The organism is Acidimangrovimonas pyrenivorans (assembly GCF_042643245.1).
GTDB lineage: Bacteria > Pseudomonadota > Alphaproteobacteria > Rhodobacterales > Rhodobacteraceae > Acidimangrovimonas > Acidimangrovimonas pyrenivorans.
In genome coordinates this window covers 771,498-792,130 of the sequence record NZ_JBHRSK010000004.1, presented here as the reverse complement: position 1 = coordinate 792,130, position 20,633 = coordinate 771,498, and the positions used below count along the sequence as shown (strand labels likewise).

The 20,633-nt window shown below is 67.0% G+C and carries 13 protein-coding genes; 5 read left to right on the top strand and 8 right to left on the bottom strand.

What is annotated here, in order from left to right; genetic code table 11:
• Positions 1 to 150: 150 nt before the first annotated feature.
• Positions 151 to 2,610: a GcvT family protein gene (locus tag ACFOES_RS06650; protein WP_377832415.1), complete on the bottom strand. Its 2,460-nt coding sequence runs from the start codon at positions 2,608 to 2,610 to the stop codon at positions 151 to 153.
• A 101-nt stretch (positions 2,611 to 2,711) separates the two neighbouring features.
• Here ACFOES_RS06650 and ACFOES_RS06645 point away from each other — a divergent pair, with 101 nt between their 5' ends.
• The 4 genes from ACFOES_RS06645 (at position 2,712) to ACFOES_RS06630 (ending at position 11,512) form a co-directional block, all read left to right on the top strand.
• Positions 2,712 to 3,341 (top strand): TetR/AcrR family transcriptional regulator, encoded by a 630-nt coding sequence (locus ACFOES_RS06645; RefSeq protein WP_377832414.1) that lies wholly within the window; start codon positions 2,712 to 2,714, stop codon positions 3,339 to 3,341.
• A 386-nt stretch (positions 3,342 to 3,727) separates the two neighbouring features.
• Positions 3,728 to 7,192 (top strand): peptidoglycan-binding protein, encoded by a 3,465-nt coding sequence (locus tag ACFOES_RS06640; protein ID WP_377832413.1) that lies wholly within the window; start codon positions 3,728 to 3,730, stop codon positions 7,190 to 7,192.
• A 105-nt stretch (positions 7,193 to 7,297) separates the two neighbouring features.
• Positions 7,298 to 8,326, top strand: coding sequence for a hypothetical protein (locus ACFOES_RS06635; RefSeq protein ID WP_377832412.1), 1,029 nt, complete (start codon positions 7,298 to 7,300; stop codon positions 8,324 to 8,326).
• Between the two features lie 453 nt (positions 8,327 to 8,779).
• Entirely contained in the window at positions 8,780 to 11,512 is a 2,733-nt protein-coding gene (locus ACFOES_RS06630; protein WP_377832411.1) for a calcium-binding protein, read from the top strand.
• A 204-nt stretch (positions 11,513 to 11,716) separates the two neighbouring features.
• Here ACFOES_RS06630 and ACFOES_RS06625 read toward each other — a convergent pair whose 3' ends face one another.
• From ACFOES_RS06625 to ACFOES_RS06595, 7 genes are all read right to left on the bottom strand, one after another.
• Positions 11,717 to 12,862 carry an iron-containing alcohol dehydrogenase gene (locus tag ACFOES_RS06625; RefSeq protein WP_377832410.1) on the bottom strand — a complete coding sequence of 382 codons (1,146 nt, stop codon included), beginning with the start codon at positions 12,860 to 12,862 and terminating at the stop codon, positions 11,717 to 11,719.
• Positions 12,859 to 14,247, bottom strand: a complete 1,389-nt coding sequence (locus tag ACFOES_RS06620) for an aldehyde dehydrogenase family protein (protein ID WP_377832409.1) — start codon at positions 14,245 to 14,247, stop codon at positions 12,859 to 12,861. Before ACFOES_RS06620 ends, ACFOES_RS06625 begins: the two co-directional genes overlap by 4 nt.
• Before the next feature lie 102 nt (positions 14,248 to 14,349).
• On the bottom strand, positions 14,350 to 15,714 hold the full coding sequence (locus ACFOES_RS06615) for a glutamine synthetase family protein (protein WP_377832408.1): 1,365 nt from the start codon (positions 15,712 to 15,714) through the stop codon (positions 14,350 to 14,352).
• 84 nt (positions 15,715 to 15,798) lie between these two features.
• Positions 15,799 to 16,836, bottom strand: coding sequence for a TRAP transporter substrate-binding protein (locus ACFOES_RS06610; RefSeq protein ID WP_377832407.1), 1,038 nt, complete (start codon positions 16,834 to 16,836; stop codon positions 15,799 to 15,801).
• A 94-nt stretch (positions 16,837 to 16,930) separates the two neighbouring features.
• Entirely contained in the window at positions 16,931 to 18,256 is a 1,326-nt protein-coding gene (locus ACFOES_RS06605) for a TRAP transporter large permease (protein ID WP_377832406.1), read from the bottom strand.
• Positions 18,256 to 18,762, bottom strand: a complete 507-nt coding sequence (locus ACFOES_RS06600) for a TRAP transporter small permease subunit (RefSeq protein ID WP_377832405.1) — start codon at positions 18,760 to 18,762, stop codon at positions 18,256 to 18,258. The genes ACFOES_RS06605 and ACFOES_RS06600 overlap by 1 nt, the downstream gene beginning before the upstream one ends.
• A gap of 7 nt (positions 18,763 to 18,769) precedes the next feature.
• Positions 18,770 to 19,564 carry an N-formylglutamate amidohydrolase gene (locus ACFOES_RS06595; protein WP_377832404.1) on the bottom strand — a complete coding sequence of 265 codons (795 nt, stop codon included), beginning with the start codon at positions 19,562 to 19,564 and terminating at the stop codon, positions 18,770 to 18,772.
• Between the two features lie 155 nt (positions 19,565 to 19,719).
• Here ACFOES_RS06595 and ACFOES_RS06590 point away from each other — a divergent pair, with 155 nt between their 5' ends.
• A complete protein-coding gene (locus ACFOES_RS06590; protein WP_377832403.1) occupies positions 19,720 to 20,592 on the top strand; it encodes a MurR/RpiR family transcriptional regulator in 873 nt (290 codons plus the stop codon).
• Positions 20,593 to 20,633 lie beyond the last annotated feature (41 nt).

Below are 20,633 nucleotides of genomic sequence, written 5' to 3'. Positions count from 1 at the left end.
CGGGATCGCGGTGCCGGCGTGGTGCCTCGGCGCCGCATTCCGCGGGAACGCCCTGGCCGAGGAAAGGCCGGGGGCGCAGCCCGGCGATGCCGATACGACGCGGCACCTGCCAGAAGCGCGCGTACGGGCTGTTGTCGCGCGGGGCGCGGCTCAGCATTTCACCCGCTCCATCTTCGGGTCGAACAGCGGCTTGAGCGAGGCGACGGCCTTGATCCGCTCGCCGGCGACGTCGATCTCCCAGTCGCCGGTATCGACGATCTCGGCCGTCAGCGGCGCGTCGGTCTCGGCAAATCCGATCGCCACCGCGCCGCCCAGCGTGTGGCCATAGGCACCGACCTGCAGGTGGCCGACCTCCTGCCCGTTCAGATAGATCAGCTCGTTGCCGTAGAGCAGCGGCTCGGGGTCCTTGAGCAGGAATTGCAGCATCCGGGTCTTGGGCACGCCCTGCGCCTTGATCGCGGCCAGCGCGTCGCGGCCGATGAAGCCGCCGGGCTTGTCGAGCTTGACGGCAAAGCCCAGGCCGGCCTCGATCGGGTTGTCGGTATTGTCGATATCGACGCCGAAATCGCGATAGGCCTTTTCCAGCCGCAGCGAGCCCAGCGTCTGCATCCCGGCATTGCGCAGCCCGAACTCCTGCCCGGCCGCCATCAGCAGGTCGTAGACCTGGACCGCGTGCAGGCTGGGGACGTGCAGCTCCCAGCCCAGTTCGCCGACATAGGTGACGCGCAGCGCCAGCACGTTGAAATAGCCGACATCGATCTCCTGCGCCGTCATGAAGGGGAAGGCATCGTTGGAAAGATCGGCCGAACTGACCTTCTCCATCAGCAGCCGCGCCTTGGGGCCGTGGATGTTGATCTGGGTGATGCCGGGGGTGATGTCGGTAATCACCACGCATTCGTCGGCGCCGATATGGCGGCGCATCCGCATCTCGGTATGGCCGTGGCTGTTCTCGCCGACCACGACGACATATTTGTCCGCCGCCAGCCGGGTCACCGTCAGGTCGGCCTCGAAGCCGCCACGCTCGTTGACCCAGGCGGTGTAGGTGACGCGGCCGGGTTCGACATCGACGTCGTTGCAGCTCAGCCGGCTGAGTAGGGCGCAGGCGTCGCGGCCCTCGATCGAGAATTTCGACATCGACGACATGTCCATCAGGATGACGTCCTCGCGCGCGGCGCGGTGCTCCGCGGCGTGCCAGTCGAACCAGTTCTGGCGGAACCAGCTGTAACGTTCGACCTGCGCCTGTTCCGGCGTCGGGGCGAACCAGTCCGGCAGTTCCCAGCTGTGGCTCTCGCCGAACCAGGCGCCTGCCGCCTTCAGCCGGTCATGGAGCACCGAACGCTTGACGTTGCGCGCGGTCCGGAAGCTCTCGTTGTGGTAATGCTGGCCGAACATCTTGCCCAGCAGTTCCGGCCCGCGGTCGCGGCGGAAGGCGCGGGTCGCCTCGTTCTTGGTGAAGCGGTTGACGTTGATCGCGGTGACATCGACCGGCGGCACGCCGTCGACGATCCACTGCGCCAGCACCTTGCCGGTGCCGGCGCCGTTGAGGATGCCGAGCGAGTTCATGCCGCAGGCGACATAGCAGTTACGCAGTTCCGGCGTCGGGCCGACCAGCGGCGCGAGGTCGGGGGTGAAGCTCTCCGGGCCGCAGAACAGCTTGCGCACGCCGACATTCAGTGCCGAGGGCACGCGGCTGTAGGCCCGTTCCAGATGCGGGCCGACGCGGTCCCAGTCGGGCTCGATCTCGCCGAAGGCGAAGTCCTCGGGGATGCCGTCCAGCTTCCACGGCGCCGCGCCCGGCTCGAACAGGCCGAGCATCAGCCCGCCGACCTCCTCGCGGTAATAGGTGTAGGTGCTGGGATCCTCGAGCACCGGCAGGTCGCGGCTCAGCCCCGCGATCTTCTCGGTGATCAGGTAGTAGTGCTCGGCCGCCTGCAGCGGCAGGTTGATCCCCGCCTTCGCTCCCAGCTGGCGCGACCACATCCCGCCGCAGACCACCACGGTCTCGGCGGTGATCGTCTCGCCCGTCGCGGTGCGGACGCCGGTCGCGGTGCCGTTCTCGACCAGGATTTCGGTCACCGCGGTGTTCTCGAAGATCCGCGCCCCGCCCATCCGGGCCCCCTTGGCCAGCGACATGGTCACGTCGACCGGGTTCGCCCGCCCGTCCTCGGGGATGTAGAAGCCGGCAAGGATGTCGGACAGATCGCCGATCGGGAACAGCGCGGCGGTTTCCTGCGGCGAGATCTCATGGATGTTGATGCCGTGCCGGCGCATGAAGGGGGCGAGCCGGCGCATCTCGTGCAGCCGTTCCGCGTTCGAGGCGATCTGCAGGTAGCCGACATCGCGGAAGCCGGTCGGCAGCCCGGTCTCCTGTTCGAGCCTGGCATAGAGATCGCGGCCATGGGTGTAGATCTCGCACTCGGCCTCGGACTTGAGCAGCCCGGCGACGATCAGCCCGGCGGCGTGCCAGGTGGTGCCGCTGGTCAATTGATCGCGTTCGAGCACGACGACATCGGTCATCCCCAGCTTGGTCAGGTGATAGGCCGTGTTGCAGCCGATCGAGCCGCCGCCGATGATGACGGTCTGGGCGTGGCTGGGCAGGGTCTGGGGCATGGTCGGCTCCGGCTGAGGGATTCGCGATTTGATCAAATTGTTGGATTGACGCGGGCCGGAAATCAAGAAATTGATTGAATGACCATTCAATGGATGGATTGATGGACGACACAGAGACCGGCAAGAAACCCCGCACCGCGCCGCCGGAAACCCGACGCCGCCAGTTGATCGACGCGACCGTCAGCTCGATCAGCAAGCACGGCATCTCGGGCACCACCCTGACCGCCGTCACCAGGGAGGCGGGGCTGTCGCTCGGGCTGGTCAACTTCCACTTCAAGAGCAAGGAGGCGCTGCTCTCGGAAACCCTGAAATTCCTGGCCGAGGAACATCGGACGTTGTGGCTGGCGGCGCTGACGCGGCCCGATCTGGGCCCGGCCGACAAGCTGCGGGCCCTGATCGACGCCCAGTTCCACCCGCGCATCTGCAACCGCAAGAAGCTGTCGGTCTGGTTCGCCTTCTTCGGCGAGGCGAGGCACCGCAAGTCCTATCGCGCGATCACCTCCGAGATCGACATGGAGCGTCAGGAGGTCTGCGCCGAGCTGTGCCGGCAGATCATCGGCGAGGGCGGCTATCCCGGTCTCTCCGGCGAAGGCGTCGCCCTGACCCTGGAGGGGCTGTTCGACGGATTGTGGCTCAACATCCTGATGTATCCGGCCAAGTTCAGCCGTGAAGCGGCCCACGGACAGGTGCTGTCCTATCTGGCGCTCGCCTTTCCCGGGCACTTCGGCTGAGCCGCAAGAGCCGCCCTGGCCTTGAACGCCCGGGGCGTTTCCCCCGACAGGCCGGTTGCGGCATGGGAGGCATGAAACGGGTCCGCGGCGATCCGGCCTCCCGTGATCGCCGGGCCGGCGAGGCCATGCTCCGGATGCGAGGAATTCCGTCTGGCTGAATCGTCCAACCCGACAAGCGGTTCAGCGGGGGGAATGTCACGCCCGGGCTGCGCCAGTTGAAAAGAAACCCAAAGCGGCGCAGACTTGCAGACATTAGGACGGTCGAGGAGGCGATCGTATTGATTGATTTTAGTCGCTTGGGGACGGTTTGGTCCCGCGTTCTCTTGTCCATTTCCTGCAGCCGGCCCTGCGCGGCCCCCGGGCGGCCGCGGCGCCTGCCTGCCGCGGTGTCCGCTGCCGCCTTTGCCTCTGCGCTGATCGGTTTCGGCGACGGGGCAATGGCCGAGCAGGGCGACGTTCCGGAGGGTGCCGCCGTGGTAACGAGCTTTTCCGGCGTCAAGCGCGACCCGGCCTCCGGCGCGCCCGTCCTCGATCCGGAGGGGCAGGTGCTGCGGGTGCTCGACCTGTCGTCCCCGGGCTTTGCCGCCAATGGCAGCCGGTGGGACGACGTGCCGCTCACGCTCGACGTGACGGCGCGCGAAAGCGGCCAGGTCTTCGGCATCGCCATCGACGGGGCCCGCCCGCCCACGATCTACCTTGCCGCCAGTTCGGCCTTCGGGCTCTATCGGGCGCCCGACAACAGCGGCTGGATGGCCGGGATGTGGGGCCGCGGCGGCGGGCCGGGAACCGTCTACCGGCTGCGCGCGGCCAATGGCTACCGGCCCGAGCCATTCGCAGCTCTGGCCCTCGACGGCCGGCCCAACAGCGGCGTCGGGCTTGGCAATATCGCCTTCGACGCCAGCAACGACCAGCTCTTCGTCTCCGATCTCGAAAACGGCATGATCTACCGCATCGACGCGGCGAGCGGCACGGTGCTCGATCACTTCGACCACGGCGTCGACGGCCGGGCCTATTACCTCGACAGCGCCTCGGCGCAGTACCGGGTCGGAGAGGTGGTTCCCTTCGATCCCGCCAGCGCCGCGCGGATCGCCGATTGCGGAACCGGGCCCGCCGGTCAGGCGGCGGCGCGGTTCAACGCCCAGCCCGCCTGCTGGAACATCGCCGACTTCCGCCGCCGGGTCTACGGGCTCGGCGTGCAGACGGATGCGGAAACCGGAGAGGTGCGGCTCTACTACGCCGTCTGGGGCGCGCAGGGCTTCGGAAACCCGCAATGGGACCCGGCCACCGAGGATGCGCAGAACTCGATCTGGTCGGTTGGCCTCGACGAGGCGGGCAGCTTCGATCTGCAGAGCGTGCGGCGGGAATTCGACCTGCCGCCGTTCTTCGTGATGCCGCAGGACAGGCAAGCGCACGGGGCCAGCCATCCGGTCACCGACATCGCCTTTTCGCAGGACGACGTGATGTTTGTCGCCGAGCGTGGCGGGCTCAGGGGCGCCGCGCAGCCGGGCGCGGGAGCCGCCACGTCCCCGCGAGGCGCGCGGGTGCTGGCTTTCGCGCGCGGCGAGGACGGGATGTGGGCCGCGCAGGGACGGCTCGACGTCGGCTATGACGCCCGCGGCGCGCTCGGGCCGCCCTATCTCCGCGCCGGCGCGGCCGGCGGCGTCGCCCTCGGCTTCGGCTATTCCGCCGCCGGCCAGCTCGACCAGGACGCGCCGGAGACGGTCGTGTGGATGACCGGCGATGCGCTCTGCTCGACGGGGGCGCCCTGTCCCCTCCGCGGCGGCACCGGCAGCGATCCGCGCCCGACCACCGGACTCCAAGGCGCGCCGCTGGCCGCCGTGGTGGCCGTGATCACCCCGGATGCCCTTGCCCCGCCGACGGTTTCCGGCCCGGGACCGGCCTCCGTGGGGCCCGATGCCTCCTACATGATCGGCCTCGGCCGGACGACGGCGCCGCTCGCCGCCGGTCAGGTCGGCGATGTCGAGATCTACCAAGCCGCGACCGGCGAGCCCGCCGCCAGCACGACGGTGCCGGATCTGGGCGTTGCCAAGAGCGTGCTTGCCGGCTGCGGTCCCAATCAGCTGTGCCGTTTCCGGATCGCCGTGACGAATACCGGCTCGACGCCCTATGCCGGCCCGATCGTCCTGTCCGACGACGTCACCGGCGCCCTGCGCTACCGCGCCGCCGCCCACGGCCGGTGGCGCTGCGCCGGCGGCACCTCGCACGTCGTCTGCTACAGCGTGGGCGCGCCGCTCGCTCCCGGCGCGCAACTGATGCTCGATGTCGAGTTCCTGGCCCCCGGCAACATCGCCACGACCCGGGTGCGCAATTGCGTCGAGCTTGGCTGGCTCGGCCGGGGCGGGCGCGACCCGTTGCGGGTGGTCCAGCTTGAACTCGCCACTCGCGGTTTCGACCCGGGGCTGGCAGATGGCATCATGGGGCCGCGCACCCGTGCCGCGATCCGCGCCGCGGAGCGCAGCCTCGGCCTGTCGGAGAGCGGCGAAGTCTCCGACGCGCTGCTGAGCGCGCTGTTCGGCCCCGATGGGCTGCGCGGCGGCGACGCGGTCCAGTCCAACAACCGCAGCTGCGCCTATGCGGATATCGACATCCCGCCGCCGCCCGCGCATCTGACCCAGCTTTCCGCCTTCCACCGCCGCTACGTCTCGGCGATGCATGATGCGCGCACCAGCGGCCCGGTCACGCTGCACAACCCGGCAATTTCCTCGTTCCACCTGCGCTATCGCTCGTCGATGCATGACGGGGTGACCACGCGATCGATTTCCTTGCACCGCACGACGCTGTCGCTGTTCCACCGCAGCTGGACCTCCTCGCGCCACGACCCGCGCACCACCCGGCGGTGGCAAAGCCACAGCACGGCGCTCTCGATCTTCCACCGCACCCTGGGCTCGGGACTGCATAACACGGTGACCAGCTTGCGCATTCCGGATCACCGCACCGCGCTGTCGGCCTTCCACCGCAGCCACCGCTCGGCGCAGCACGATCCGCGCACGACGCGCGAGCGCCAGGTGCACAGCACCGCGCTGTCGGCCTTCCACCGCAGCCACCGCTCGGCGCAGCACGATCCGCGCACCACGCGCGAGCGCCAGGTGCACAGCACCGCGCTGTCGGCCTTCCATCGCAGCCACCAGTCGGCGCAGCACGACCCGCGCACGACCCGCGAGCACCAGGTGCACGGCACCGCGCTGTCGGCCTTCCATCGCAGCCACCAGTCGGCGCAGCACGACCCGCGCACGACCCGCGAGCGCCAGGTGCACGGCACCGCGCTGTCGGCCTTCCATCGCAGCCACCAGTCGGCGCAGCACGACCCGCGCACGACCCGCGAGCACCAGGTGCACGGCACCGCGCTGTCGGCCTTCCATCGCAGCCACCAGTCGGCGCAGCACGACCCGCGCACGACCCGCGAGCGCCAGGTGCACGGCACCGCGCTGTCGGCCTTCCATCGCAGCCACCAGTCGGCGCAGCACGACCCGCGCACGACCCGCGAGCACCAGGTGCACGGCACCGCGCTGTCGGCCTTCCATCGCAGCCATCAGTCGGCGCAGCACGACCCGCGCACCAGCCGCGAGCGCGATGTGCACAATACCGCGCTGTCGACCTTCCACCGCAGCCACCAGTCGGCGCAGCACGACCCGCGCACCAGCCGCGAGCGCGATGTGCACAATACCGCGCTGTCGACCTTCCACCGCAGCCACCAGTCGGCGCAGCACGATTCCCGCACCACCCGCGAGCGCCAGGTGCACAGCACCGCGCTGTCGACCTTCCACCGTATCTACCAATCGGCGCAGCACGACCCGCGAACGAGCCGGATAGATGTGGAGAAGAGCAAGTAGGGCCGCTTTGCCTTGCACGGGTGGCAAGGCGCAGGGGCGCAGGAGACGCGGTGGCGCTGCCGCAACAGGAACCAGTGATCGCCAGGTTGAAAGGCCTTGGAAGAAATGAACAGAACCCTCACCACGATACTGCCCGCTCTGGCTGGTATCGTCCTGCTTTTCTCCACGACAGCCGCGGCCGCCACGGCCTGCACGAACGGCGTTGTCTGCAACCAGGACTACGTCGAATCCGTCAGCGCCGAACCCAGCTTCGCCATTGACGACATCATGGGCGTCTTCGGCCATGTCTTCGCGTCGCTGCCGGACCGGGTCCGGGTCTACCCGACGGAGAACTACTTCTATTTCACCTTCGGCTATGGCGGGCTGACCTATGCCGGCAACATGCGGCTGGACGTCAAGGACCGCGACGCCGGCATTCTGCATTTCGCCTATTTCAACAAGCTGGAGAGCTGGAATGGCGAGGTTCTCACCCGGTACCGGCCGCTCTCGCGGGCCGATGGCGTCACGGTTGAGAAGGTCGCGGCCCTGCTTTACCGGGTGACCTTCAACGGCAAGAGCACGCTGTTCGCCCTCAACGATCTGGGCGATGTCCAGCCGCCGCCGGGGCAGATCGGGGAGGGCGAGGAATACCTGGGGCCCGTTTTCGACGAATCCGGCCTGCAGTTCTACCTGCTGTTTCACAAGCGGGACAGGCGGTTCATGTTCGTCCTCAACGAGGCCGGACCCAAGGCCGAGGACCTGCTTGCCTATAGCGACGGCGACCCGTCGATCCTGGTCGGCATGCGCACCGGCTTCGCCTTCTACCGGGACCGTTACCTCGACCGCAAGATCCTCATCGGCGTCTATGCCGACAACGTCGAGAACAACAACTATTTCGACGGCCCGTTCGATCAGCTGCCGGACAACTTCCTGAAAGGCGACATGCTGAAGGACGCGATCCTCGCCGTTCATCCCGATCTCGAGGGCGAGATCGACCGGTTCGGCAATTTCCGCAGCCAGGAGGGCCGGTATCTCGTCAATCCCTATGTCAACTACAGCTATCTGGGCGATCTCGAAGCCTTCCGGCGCTGTGGCGATGCCCAGTTGACGCGGGCAGCCTATTACCGCTGCCTGCAGCCCCCCGAAACCGACTAGCGTAACCGACTAGCGAGACAGTCCGAGCCCCCTCCTGCCACGGCCCCTGCGTTTCGCCGGGGGCGCCACGGGGCTGAGATCTTCACGGCAAAGAGCGGCCGTTTCCGACTGTGCCTTGTTGGACTCCGAAGTGCCGGGCGAACCGAAGCGCAGGCCGGGAAGGGGCGAAGGAGGGCAGGTCAGAGCGATGGACGAATGTGACGTCGAGCCACTGGGGGGGCGTTCGAGGTCGATGTCGCGAACGACCGCTTCGTCGTCCCTCTGCCTGTTCCTCGTCTTGTCGGTCGGAGGGGCGGGAATGCCCATGATGCCAGTCTATCGCTTTGATTCCATGATGTGAATCATCAACGGCATTGGCCCGGAAGAGCCCCGTTGACTGCCCGCAATACACACCATATCGTGAATCTAATTTACATAAATCTACTTTTCCGTTGGCTATTGGGGGGCATTGCGATGGCCTTGATCATTGGAACAAGTGGTAATGATAGTCTGCTCGGAACGGCGGGCGACGATACGATCCGAGGGCTTGGCGGCTGGGATACGCTGGACGGCGGCGGCGGTAACGATCGGCTGAATGCCGGTGCGACCGATTACGGTGGCGGCGACCAGATCCGCGGGTCGGAAGGCAACGACACGATTGTCTATTCCGCCGTCTCGGCTGGGGACGGATGGAACACGCTGTCCTACATGAACCTGGGTTCCGGCGTCACCGCGGTGATCGACGGCGCCGCCAATACCGCCTCGGTCCAGAAGGCCAGCGGCACCGACACCATCGTCGATGTCAGCCACGTGCTGAGCGACATGACCGACGGGTTCAACATCTTCGGAACGACTTCCGCCGATACCTTCACGGTGAATGCAGGCTCGGGCACTTCACTCATCATCAACGGCGGAGGCGGGGCTGACACCTACAATCTAACGCTGTCATCTTGGCTCCGGATCGACTTGCTGAACGGCTGGTTCTCCGAGGCGAACCAGGGGGCGGTCGTCAATCTGGCGACCGGCGTGATCGCCAATGATGGCTTCGGCTATACCGATACGCTGAACGTGAGCCAGGCCGGTGGCTGGCTCGAGATTCGCGCAACCGATTTCAATGACAACATCACTGGCAGCGACGCCAGTGAACGCTTCATCCTGCGTGGCGGCAATGACACGCTGCATGCCGGCGCCGGCTGGGACCAGGTGCGCTATGACCGGTCGGGCGTCGACAATCTCAACGTCAACCTGGCGCAGCACAAGGCGACCGGCAATTGGGACGGGAATGCCTTCACTCACCATCTTTACGGGGTCGAGGAAATCCGCGGAACCCGGTCGGGCAACGACGTGCTGATCGGCGACGGGGCCGGCAACCTGCTGGAGGCGCGGGACGGCAACGATCGGCTCGTCGGGCTTGGCGGCGACGACACGCTGCGTGGCGGGAATGGCGATGACACGCTGGTCGGCGGCGGCGGGCGCGATCATCTCGAGGGCGGCGACGGCAACGACCGGATCGACGCGTCGGGCGGCACCGTCGCCTCTCAGGGCTACGGCGACTATATCCGGCCGGGCCTCGGTCACGACACGATTATCGGCCATGCCGGGCTCTATGCCAGCGACGAAGGCACGGACATCTCCTATGGCGATCTGTCCGGGGTCGGGGGCGTCACCGTGAAAGTCGGGGCGAACGGCACCGGGACCGCGGTCAGCGGCGACGGCCGGGTGAATGACCATTTCACCTATATCCAGTATTTCGAAGGGTCGCAGGATGGCGATCTCATTCGCGGATCGAACGCCGACCGCTGGGAGGGCTTTGCCGGCCTCGGGGGCGCGGACACGATCCGGGGCGGCGGCGGCTGGGATGCGCTCAACTACGGCTACGAGACGGATTACGGCAGCCCGGGCAACGCGATCCATGCCGATCTCAAGGCCGGGACGATCGTCGACACGTTCGGCTATACCGACGTGGTTTCGGGCATCGACGAAGTGCGCGGCACCGACAAGGGCGATGTCATGACCGCAGCCGGGGTGGCGGGGGGCATCCGCTTCAGAGGCGAAGGCGGCAACGACAGGCTTGTCGGCGGCGCCGGGGCCGATCGGCTCGAAGGCTCGGATGGCAACGATACCCTGCTGGGCAACAACGGCGCCGACGATATCAGCGACGGCAACGGAGACGACCTCGTCAGGGGCGGCGACGGCAATGACGTCTTCCACCTGGGCGGCGGCGGGGGCAGCGACACGATCTTCGGCGATGCGGGCCAGGACATGACCATCGCCGACCTGAGCCAGGCCACCCCGCAATCCTTCACCCTGTTCTACAACGCCGCGACCGGCGCGGCCGGCGCGGTCGAAACCACGACCGGGCGGGATGAGATCCACACCGAAGGCTTCACGGTCATCGGCGATTTCGACGCGAGACTGACCGGCAACGGTGCCGGCAACCAGTTCATGTCGGACCTCGGAGACGATATCCTGAAGGGCGCGAAGGGGAACGATCTGCTCAACAGCGGCGGCGGCAACGACACCCTGTTTGGCGGCGACGGCGCCGATACGCTTTACGGCGGGGCCGGCAACGATACGGTGAACGGTGGCAACGGCAAGGACAAGGCGTTCCTGGGCAACGGGGCCGACCTGTTCCAAGACAATGCCCAGGGCGGTGCGGCGGGCGCCGACACGGTGACTGCCGGCGGCGGCAACGACACGATCAACGGCGGCGCGGGCGCCGACCTGTTCAACGGCAATGCCGGCAACGATCGGATCGTCGGCGGCGCCGGGTTCGACAAGGTATTCGGCGGGGGCGGCAACGACACGCTCAATGGCGGGGCCGGCAACGATACGGTGAACGGCGGCGACGGTCAGGACAGGATCCTCGGTGCGGCCGGCGCCGACAAGCTGTTCGGCGGCGGTGGCGCGGACCTGCTCGACGGTGGCAAGGGCGGTGACGTGCTGACCGGCGGCGCCGGGGTCGACAGCTTCGTTTTCGGCAAGGGCTATGGCCAGGACCGCGTCGTCGATTTCGTCGACGATGTCGATCAGGCCAAGCTGCACAGCGACCTCTGGGCCGGCTCCCTGAGCGCGAGCCAGATCGTCGCCAACTATGCTCATGCCGATGGCAACAGCGTGGTGCTCGACTTCGGCAATGGCGATGTGCTGACGGTGACGGGGATCTCCGATCCCGCGCTGCTGGTGAACGACCTCATCATCGGGTGAGAGCCGGCGATCTTGCCAACCGCAAGTGGGAAAGGGCGCCGCAGCGCCCCTTCCGGTTCTCCCTGCATCGACCTCAGGGGGTGAGGAAATCCGAGCCGATCGCGATCGGCTCGGCGGGCATCACGCAGCTGACCCAGCCCGGTGGCGAAGGTTTCCCCCTCATGCCCCGGTCTCTCCTGGCCCCGTGCATGGCGCCCGCCGCGCTCAGAGGCAGTCCTGGAACAGCTTGCGCGTGTTCTCGCGCGTCATCTCGACCGGGTTGCCGCCGCAGGACGGGTCTTCGAGGGCCATCTCGGTGAGCTCATCGAGGCGGCTCTCCTCGACCCCCATCGCCGACAGGTTTTCCGGGATCGACAGCGCGGCGCGCAGCTCCATGACCCGGGCGCGGAAGCCGTCGAAGCCGCCGGCGATGTCCAGATAGGCGGCGGCGCGGGCCAGGCGCGCCTCGATCGCCGGGCGGTTGAAGTCCAGCACCATCGGCATCACCACGGCGTTGGTGGTGCCGTGATGGGTGTTGTAGACCGCGCCGATCGGATGGCTGAGCGAGTGGATCGCGCCGAGCCCCTTCTGGAACGCCACCGCGCCCATCGCCGCCGCGCTCATCATGTGGGCGCGGGCCTCGATGTCGTCTGGCGTCGCGTAGGCGCGCGGCAGGTTCTCGATCACCAGCCGCATGCCTTCCAGCGCGATGCCCTGGCTCATCGGGTGGTAATGCGGGCTGCAATAGGCCTCGAGGCAATGGGCGAGCGCATCCATGCCGGTGCCGGCGGTGATGAACTTCGGCATGCCGACGGTGAGCTCCGGGTCGCAGATCGTCACCGCGGGCAGCAGCTTGGGATGGAAGATGATCTTCTTGCGGTGGGTTTTCGCGTTGGTCAGCACCCCGGCGCGGCCGACCTCGGAGCCGGTGCCGGCGGTGGTCGGCACGGCGACGATCGGCGCGATCGTGTCGGGGTTGGCGCGGGTCCACCAGTCGCCGACATCCTCGAGATCCCAGACGCTGCAGGACTGGTCGACCATCAGCGCGATCATCTTGCCGAGGTCGAGCGCCGAACCGCCGCCGAAGCAGACGACGCCGTCATGGCCGCCGGCGCGGTAGACGGTCAGGCCCGCCTCCATGTTGGCCTCGGTCGGGTTGGCGTCGACCTCGGAGAACACCGCCCGGCCCAGCCCGGCGGCGTCGAGGATGTCGAGCGCCCGGGCGGTGATCGGCAGCGCCGCCAGCGCCCGGTCGGTCACCAAGAGTGGCTTCGTCATCCCGGCCGCCTTGCACTGCTCGGCCAGTTCTGCGATACGCCCGGCGCCGAACTTGATCGCGGTCGGGTAGGACCAGTTTGCCGTGAGGGTCATGTCTTCACCTTCTTGAGATGGTAGGACTTGGGCCGCGTCACCGACTGGTAACCGAGCACCGACAGCCCGGCGCCGCGGCCGGTCTCCTTGCAGCCGGTCCAGCACAGCGCCGGGTCGAGATAGTCGCAGCGGTTCATGAACACGGTGCCGGTCTGCAGCCGCGCGCCGATCGCCGCGGCGCGCCCGGCATCGCGCGTCCAGAGCGAGCAGGTCAGCCCGTAGTCGCTGTCGTTCATGGCGGCGATCGCCTCTTCGTCGTCCGCCACCGGCATGATGCCGACCACAGGGCCGAAGCTTTCCTCGCGCATCACCCGCATCTCGTGGTTCACGTTCACCAGGATCTGCGGCGCGAGATAGGCGCCGCCATCGTCCTTCGGGAACTGCGCCGGGTCGATCAGCGCCTCGGCGCCCTCGGCCAACGCGGCGGCGATCTGCGCGCGCACGACCCGGGCGAAGCGTTCATGCGCCATCGGCCCCAGCGTGGTGTCGGGATCGAACGGGTTGCCGAGCCTCAGCGCATTGACCCAGGCCACAGCCTTGGCGACGAAGGCGTCGTAGAGGCTTTCGTGGACATAGATTCGCTCGATGCCGCAGCAGCACTGGCCGGCGTTGAACATCGCGCCGTCCATCAGGCTGTCGACCGCGGCGTCGAGATCGGCGTCCTCCATGACATAGCCCGGGTCCTTGCCGCCAAGTTCCAGCCCGACGCCGGTGAAGGTGCCCGCCGCCGCCTTCTCGATCGCCCGTCCGCCGCCGACCGAGCCGGTGAAGTTGACGAAGTCGAAGCCGCGTTCGCCGATCAGCGCCTCGGTGGTGGCGTGGTCGAGCACGAGGTTGAGGAACACCTCTTCCGGCACGCCGCCGGCATGCATCGCCTCGGCCAGCCGTTCGCCGACCAGCAGCGTCTGGCTGGCATGCTTCAGCACCACCGAATTGCCGGCGATCAGCGCCGGGATCAGGGTGTTGATCGCGGTCATGTAGGGGTAGTTCCACGGCGCGACGATCAGCACCACGCCGACCGGCTCGCGCGCGATATAACGCCGGAAGCTGTCGCTGTCCTCGATCACCATAGGTGCGAGCGCGGTCTCGGCGATCGAGGCCATGTAGCGCGCGCGCTCCTCGGTGCCGCCGAACTCGCCGCCATAGCGCACCGGCCGGCCCATCTGCCAAGCCAGTTCCTCGACCACCCGCTCCTTCATCGCGCCGAGCGCGTCGATGCCGGCCATCACCAGCCTGGTGCGCTCGGCCAGCGGGCGCGCGGCCCAGGCGGCCTGCGCCGCGCGGGCGCGCGCCACCGCCGCCCGCGCCTCGTCGAGCGGCAGCGCGCGGCGTTCGGCATAGACCCGGCCGTCGACGGGCGAGATGCACTGGATTGTCTTGCTCATGAGAACCTCTGTGGCTCCTGCCGCTTCGTCGCGGCGGTTTGGATGTGATGTCGGCTCGGGGCAGAGGTGTAAAGGCCGGCCCGGCGCCGTGGGGCAGGGGGCTCAGGCGAGTTCGAGGCCGCGGCTCAGCTCCCAGTCGGTGACGGTGCGGTTCTGTTCCTCGATCTCCCACAACGCGGCGCGGGTGTAATGCTCGACGACGGCGTCGCCAAAGGCCGCGCGCAGCATCGCCGAGCCGGTCATCTCGGCCGCCGCCTCGCCCAGCGTGCGCGGCACCCCGGTCACGCCCTCGGCATGATAGACGTCGCCGGTGGTCTCGGGCTCAAGCTCCAGCCCCTCCTCGATCCCGGCCAGCCCGGCGGCCAGCAGCGCCGCCATCGCCAGGTAGGGGTTGAGGTCCGAGCCGCCGATCCGGCACTCGATCCGGATTGCCTTCGTGCCCTCGCCGCAGACGCGGAAGCCGGCGGTGCGGTTGTCGAGGCTCCAGACGATCTTGGTCGGCGCGAACAGCCCCTCGGTGAAACGCTTGTAGCTGTTGACGTAGGGCGCCAGGAAATAGGTGATCTGGCGCGCGTATTTCAGCTGCCCGGCCAGGTAGGCACGCATCTTTTCCGACATGCCGTGCGCCGCCGCCGGGTCGAGGAAGGCCGACGTCGCGCCGGACCATAGCGACTGGTGGACATGGCTCGACGAGCCGGCGCGGTCGGCGCGGTACTTCGCCATGAAGGTGACCGAGCGGCCCTTGAGGAAGGCGATCTCCTTGCAGCCGTTCTTGGTGATCGCGTGCATGTCGGCGGTGTCGAGCGCATCGGAATACTTGACGTTGATCTCTTCCTGGCCGATCTCGGCCTCGCCCTTCGAGCATTCGACCGTGACCCCGGCGCCGTAGAGCCCGTTGCGGATCGCGCGCATCACCTCTTCTTCCTTGGTGGTGCCGAAGATCGCGTAATCGACATTGTGGCCGCCCAGCGTCTTCGGGTCGCGCCAGCCGGCGTCGCGCAGCTCGGCGTAGCTCTGCTCGAACAGGAAGAACTCGAGCTCGGTCGCCATCATCGGCGTCAGCCCCAGCGCCTCGGCGCGCGCGATCTGCGCCTTGAGCAGGGCGCGCGGCGAATGCGGAACCTCCTCGTGGGTGGCGTGGTCGAGCATGTCGCACAAGACCAGCGCGGTGGCCTCGAGCCAGGGCACCAGGCGCAGCGTCGCCATGTCGGGGCGCAGCACGTAATCGCCGTAGCCCGCCTCCCACGAGGTCGCCTTGTAGCCCTGCACGGTGGCCATCATCAGGTCGGTCGCCAGCAGGTAGTTGCAGCAATGGGTCTCGGCATGGGCGCTGTCGACGAAATGCGCGGCATGGAAACGCTTGCCCATCAGCCGCCCCTGCATGTCGATCCCGGCCACGATCACCGTGTCCACCGCGCCGGAAGATACCGCCTCCCGCAGCGCCTCAAATGTCATGTTGCCTGGCATTCGGTAAACGTCCTGTCCAACTTTCTGTGCAGCGGGCGCGGCCAGGAAATGCCCGCGCCCACCTTGTCAATCCGGTCCCGAGGATCAGGAATACCGATAGGGCGTGCCCGCCTTGACCATGGTCTCGTTATAGGCCTTGAAGATGCCGACGACCTTGGCCTTGAGCTCGCTTTCGGCGGCGATCTCGTCCCAGAACTTGTGCGCCTCTTCCTCGACCTTGGCCCATTCCGCATCCGGGATGGTGGTCGACTTCAGCTTGTCCTTGTTGACCCGCAGGCTGGCTTCGCCGTTCCAGTACCAGTGCTGGCGGTGGTAGTGCGAGGAGTTGAAGCAGACCTGCATCAGCGTCTGCAGATGCGGCGGCACCTCGTTCCAGCGGTCCATGTTGGCGAAGAAATGGCCGATCCAGGCGCCCGAGATGTTGTTGGTGAGGAAGTACTCGGTCACGTTGGCCCAGCCCGATGTGTAGTCCTCGGTGATGCCCGACCAGGCGATGCCGTCCAGCTCGCCGGTCTGCAGCGCGACCTCGGCATCCTCCCAGGGCAGGGTGACCGGGATCACGCCGAAGCGGCTGAGGAAGCGGCCGGCGGTCGGGAAGGTGAAGACGCGCAGGCCCTTGAGGTCGTCGAGCTTGTTGATCGGCTTGTGGGTGGCGAAGTTGCACGGGTCCCAGGAGCCGGCCGAGATGTGCTTGACGCCGACCTTGGCGTATTCCGCCTTCCAGATCTCGTCGAGCCCCCAGTGGTTGAACAGCGCCGGCACGTCGAGCGAGTAGCGCAGGCCGAGCGGGAAATAGCCGCCGAACACCGTCACCTCGGTCGGCGAGGCCATCGAATCGTCGTCCGACTGCACCGCGTCGATGGTGCCCTTCTGCATCGCCCGGAACAGCTCGCCCGTCGGCACCAGCTGGTCGGCGTAGTAGAGCTCGATCTCCATCTGGCCCTTGGCGATCTCGTTGAACTGCTTGATGCAGGTGTCGATCACCTGTTCGCCCAGCGCCGGGCCGGCATAGGTCTGCATCCGCCACTTGATCGGCGCCGACTGGGCGTGCACCGCAGGCGCAGCGAGGGTGGCGGCGCCGGCAAGCGCGCCATGGGTTAGGAACTTGCGTCTTGTGGTCATGGTCTTACCTCGTTCTGTTGGGCCCGGGCGGTCCGGGCGGTCAGAGCCCCGCGGGGCAGGTTGGATGGGGGCGGTTCGGGCCGCCCCTCTAGTGTCATCTCTGATAGACGTAATGCGGCAGCCACAGCGCGATCTGGGGGAAGGCCGTGACGATCGCGAGAGCAACGATCATCACGCCGACGAAGGGCACGATCGAACGGTAGATGTCGTGGATCGTGATTTCCTTCGGCGCCATCGCCCGCATCAGGAACAGGTTGTAGCCGAAGGGCGGTGTCATGTAGGCGATCTGGCAGGTGATGGTGTAGAGCACGCCGTACCAGATCAGGTCGAAGCCGAGATGCTTGACCAGCGGCACGTAGAGCGGCGCGACGATGACCAGCATCGCGGTGTCGTCGAGGAAGGTGCCCATGATCAGGTAGCTCAGCTGCATCAGCAGCAGGATCTCCCAGGGCGACAGGCCGAGCTGGTCGACGAAGAAGCCCTCGATCGACTTCACCGCCCCCAGGCCGTCGAACACGGCGCCGAAGGCCAGCGCGGCGAGGATGATCCACATGAACATGCACGAGATCGCCAGCGTCTCGCGCGTCGCCACCTCGAAGACCCGGCGGGTGAAGCGACGCTTGACCACCGCGGCGAAGACCGAGGCCATCGCGCCGACGACCGAGCTTTCGACCAGGCTGGTGTATCCCAGGATGAAGGGCACCATCATGGTGACGAAGATCACCAGCGGCAGGATGCCGGCGCGCAGCAGGTGGAGCTTCTCCTCGCGCGTGATCTGCTCGAGTTCTTCCGGCGGCAGGGTCGGGCCCAGCGACGGGGTGATCTTGCAGCGGATCCAGATGTAGCCGATGAACATCGCCGCCATCAGCAGCCCGGGGAAGACGCCGGCGAGCCAGAGCTGGCTGACCGGCTGGCGCGCGATCATGGCGTATAGCACGAGCACCACCGAGGGCGGCACCAGGATGCCGAGCGACGATCCCGCCTGGATCACCCCGGTCACCATCAGCTTGTCGTAGTTGCGCTTGAGAAGTTCGGGCAGGGCAATGGTGGCGCCGATCGCCATGCCGGCGACGCTGAGGCCGTTCATCGCCGAGATCACGACCATCAGCAGGATCGTCCCGATCGCCAGCCCGCCCGGGACCGGCCCCATCCAGACGTGGAACATCTTGTAAAGGTCGTCGGCCAGCCGGCTTTCCGACAGCACGTAGCCCATGAAGATGAACATCGGCAGCGTCAGCAGCGGATACCATTTCATCAGCTTCATCGCGGCGGCGAAGCCGAGATCGGTGCCACCGGTGCCCCAGAGCGTCACCGAGGCCAGCACGGCGACGAAGCCGATGGCGCCGAACACCCTCTGTCCGGTCATCATCATCAGCATCATCGTGCTGAACATCATGATGGCGATCATGTCATAGGACATCAGATCTCCTCCCCGCGCAGTCGGGCGACGTCGCGGAAGAAGAACGAGATCGACTGCAGCAGCATCAGGAAGATGCCGACCACCATGACGATCTTGATCGGCGCGATATAGGGCCGCCAGGCGGTCGGGCTGCGTTCGCTATAGGTCAGCGAATAGGTGGTGCTGTCGACCGCGCCGTAGAGCAGGATGACGAGGTAGAAGATCAGCGCGAAGACCGAGAAGGCGTCGACCCAGGCCCGGGTCCTGTCGGACCAGCGGTGATAGAGCAGGTCCATGCGCACGTTGCTGTCGAGCTGGAGCGAATAGGGTCCGCCCAGCATGTAATAGGCGACCATGGTGAACTGGGCCATTTCCAGCGTCCAGATCGCGTTCTGGCGCAGGATGTTGGTGACCGAGGAATAGAGCAGGATGCCCATCAGCACGAAGAGCAGATACATGGCAAAGCGGCCGACCCGATAATTCAGGCGGTCGACAAATCGGACATAGGCGACGATGGCGCGGGGCATGGTTCTCCTATCCTCGGATTTCGGTCGATTGTGGGATGTCGACTGCCGCCAGTGCCGCCTCGAGTACCGGCGCGAGCATTTCGGCCATCGCTTCTTCGGCCTCGGCATCGGCGATCAGGTCATTGCGGATTTCAAGCATGACGTTGGCCAGCCCGTATGGCTGGGCCTGCAGGCGCAGCGTATGGGTGACCCCGTCGGCTGCGGAATAGGGGGCGTTCAGTTCGGTTTTCAGCCGGGTGCGCGCCCGGGCCTCGGCCAGAACGGCCGTGGCATAGCGGGGATCCTCGTCATGGATTATCCCGAGCTCGACGTCGCGCGGGGTTCCGAACCAACTCGGCGTGAAGCTGTGCACGGTGACGATCACCGGAGCCGGGCCTCGTGTCAGGCGGCGGGCGATCTCGCTGTGGAGGCCGTTCTGGAACGGCAGATAGACCGCCTCGACTCGGCTCAGTCGCCCCTCCGGGGCGAGGCCGGCATTGCCGGGCACCGGATACATCTCGGATTGTGGCGTGATCGCACCGGAGGCGTTCGGCGGGCGGTTGCAGTCAAAGACCAGCCGCGACACCGGGGCATGGACCAGGAGCGCGTCGAGGCGCCGGGCCAGTCCTCGCGCCAGCCCGAGCGCGCCCGGGTCCCAGGCGATATGGGCCGATTGCAGTTCGTTGCTCAGCCCCAGCGTGCCGAAGACGTCGGGGAAAGCGTTGCTGGCATGCTCGCAGACCAGCACGATCCGGCCCCGCGCATCGCGGTTCTCGACGCGCGCTGTGAACTCGGCAGGAGGACTCTCGGAAGTGCTCGGCACGGATATCGCTCACGGTTTGATCACGGGAATCTGACTCAAGGCTCACCGATCGAGATACGTTCTGTCAAGAATGTTTCTTGTGCTGAAATCTTGTTAAAAAAGTTTCACCGGCGCATATTCTCTGGGCAGCAGGCCCGAACGGACAGGAGGGACGAGTGACCGAGACCGTCGAGACGATCTCGCAGAAGATACAGGCGGCGCTGACCGGCCTGACCCGGGCCGAGCGCCAACTCGCCACTCATTTGCTGTCGCATTACCCGGTCGCGGCGCTGGGTTCGATCACTGCGCTGGCCAAGGCCGCCGGGGTGTCGACGCCGACGGTGGTGCGGCTGGTGCAGAAGCTGGGCTTCAAGGGCTATCCCGACTTCCAGGCCTCGCTCCGGACCGAGGTGGAGGAGATGCTGGTCTCGCCGCTGGCCAAGCACCAGCGTTGGGCCGGCGGCGTGCCCGACACCCATATCCTCAACCGTTTCGCCGATGCGGTCGTGGCCAACCTGCAGGCGACGCTGGGCCAGATCGACCATGCCGAGTTCGATGCCGCCGCCGCCCTGCTGGCCGATCCGGGCCGCCAGATCGTCGCGCTCGGCGGCCGTATCACCCACACGATGGCCGACCACTTCGTGACCCACATGAAGGTGGTGCGGCCCGGGGTGACGCTGATGTCGGACATGGCCAATGCCTGGCCGCCGGCGCTGCTCGACATTCGCCCCGGCGACGTGGCCCTGGTCTTCGACATCCGCCGCTACGAGAATACGGTCCTGCAGGTCGCCGAGATGGCCGTCGACCAGGGCGCCGAGGTGGTGCTGATTACCGATCAATGGGTCTCGCCGGCTGCCAGCCTCGCCCGCCATACGCTGCGGGCACATGTCGAGGTGCCTTCGGCGTGGGACTCTACCGTCTCGATCCTCGTGCTGGTCGAAACCCTACTGGCCGCGGTGCAGGACCTGACCTGGCAAGAGACCCACGCGAGAATGAAGCGGCTGGAAGGGCTCTATGACAGGGCCCGCTTCTTCAGGCGATTTCGCTGACGGGCGTCAGGAGGGCGAGCGCGGTCGAGGTCAACGGCTCC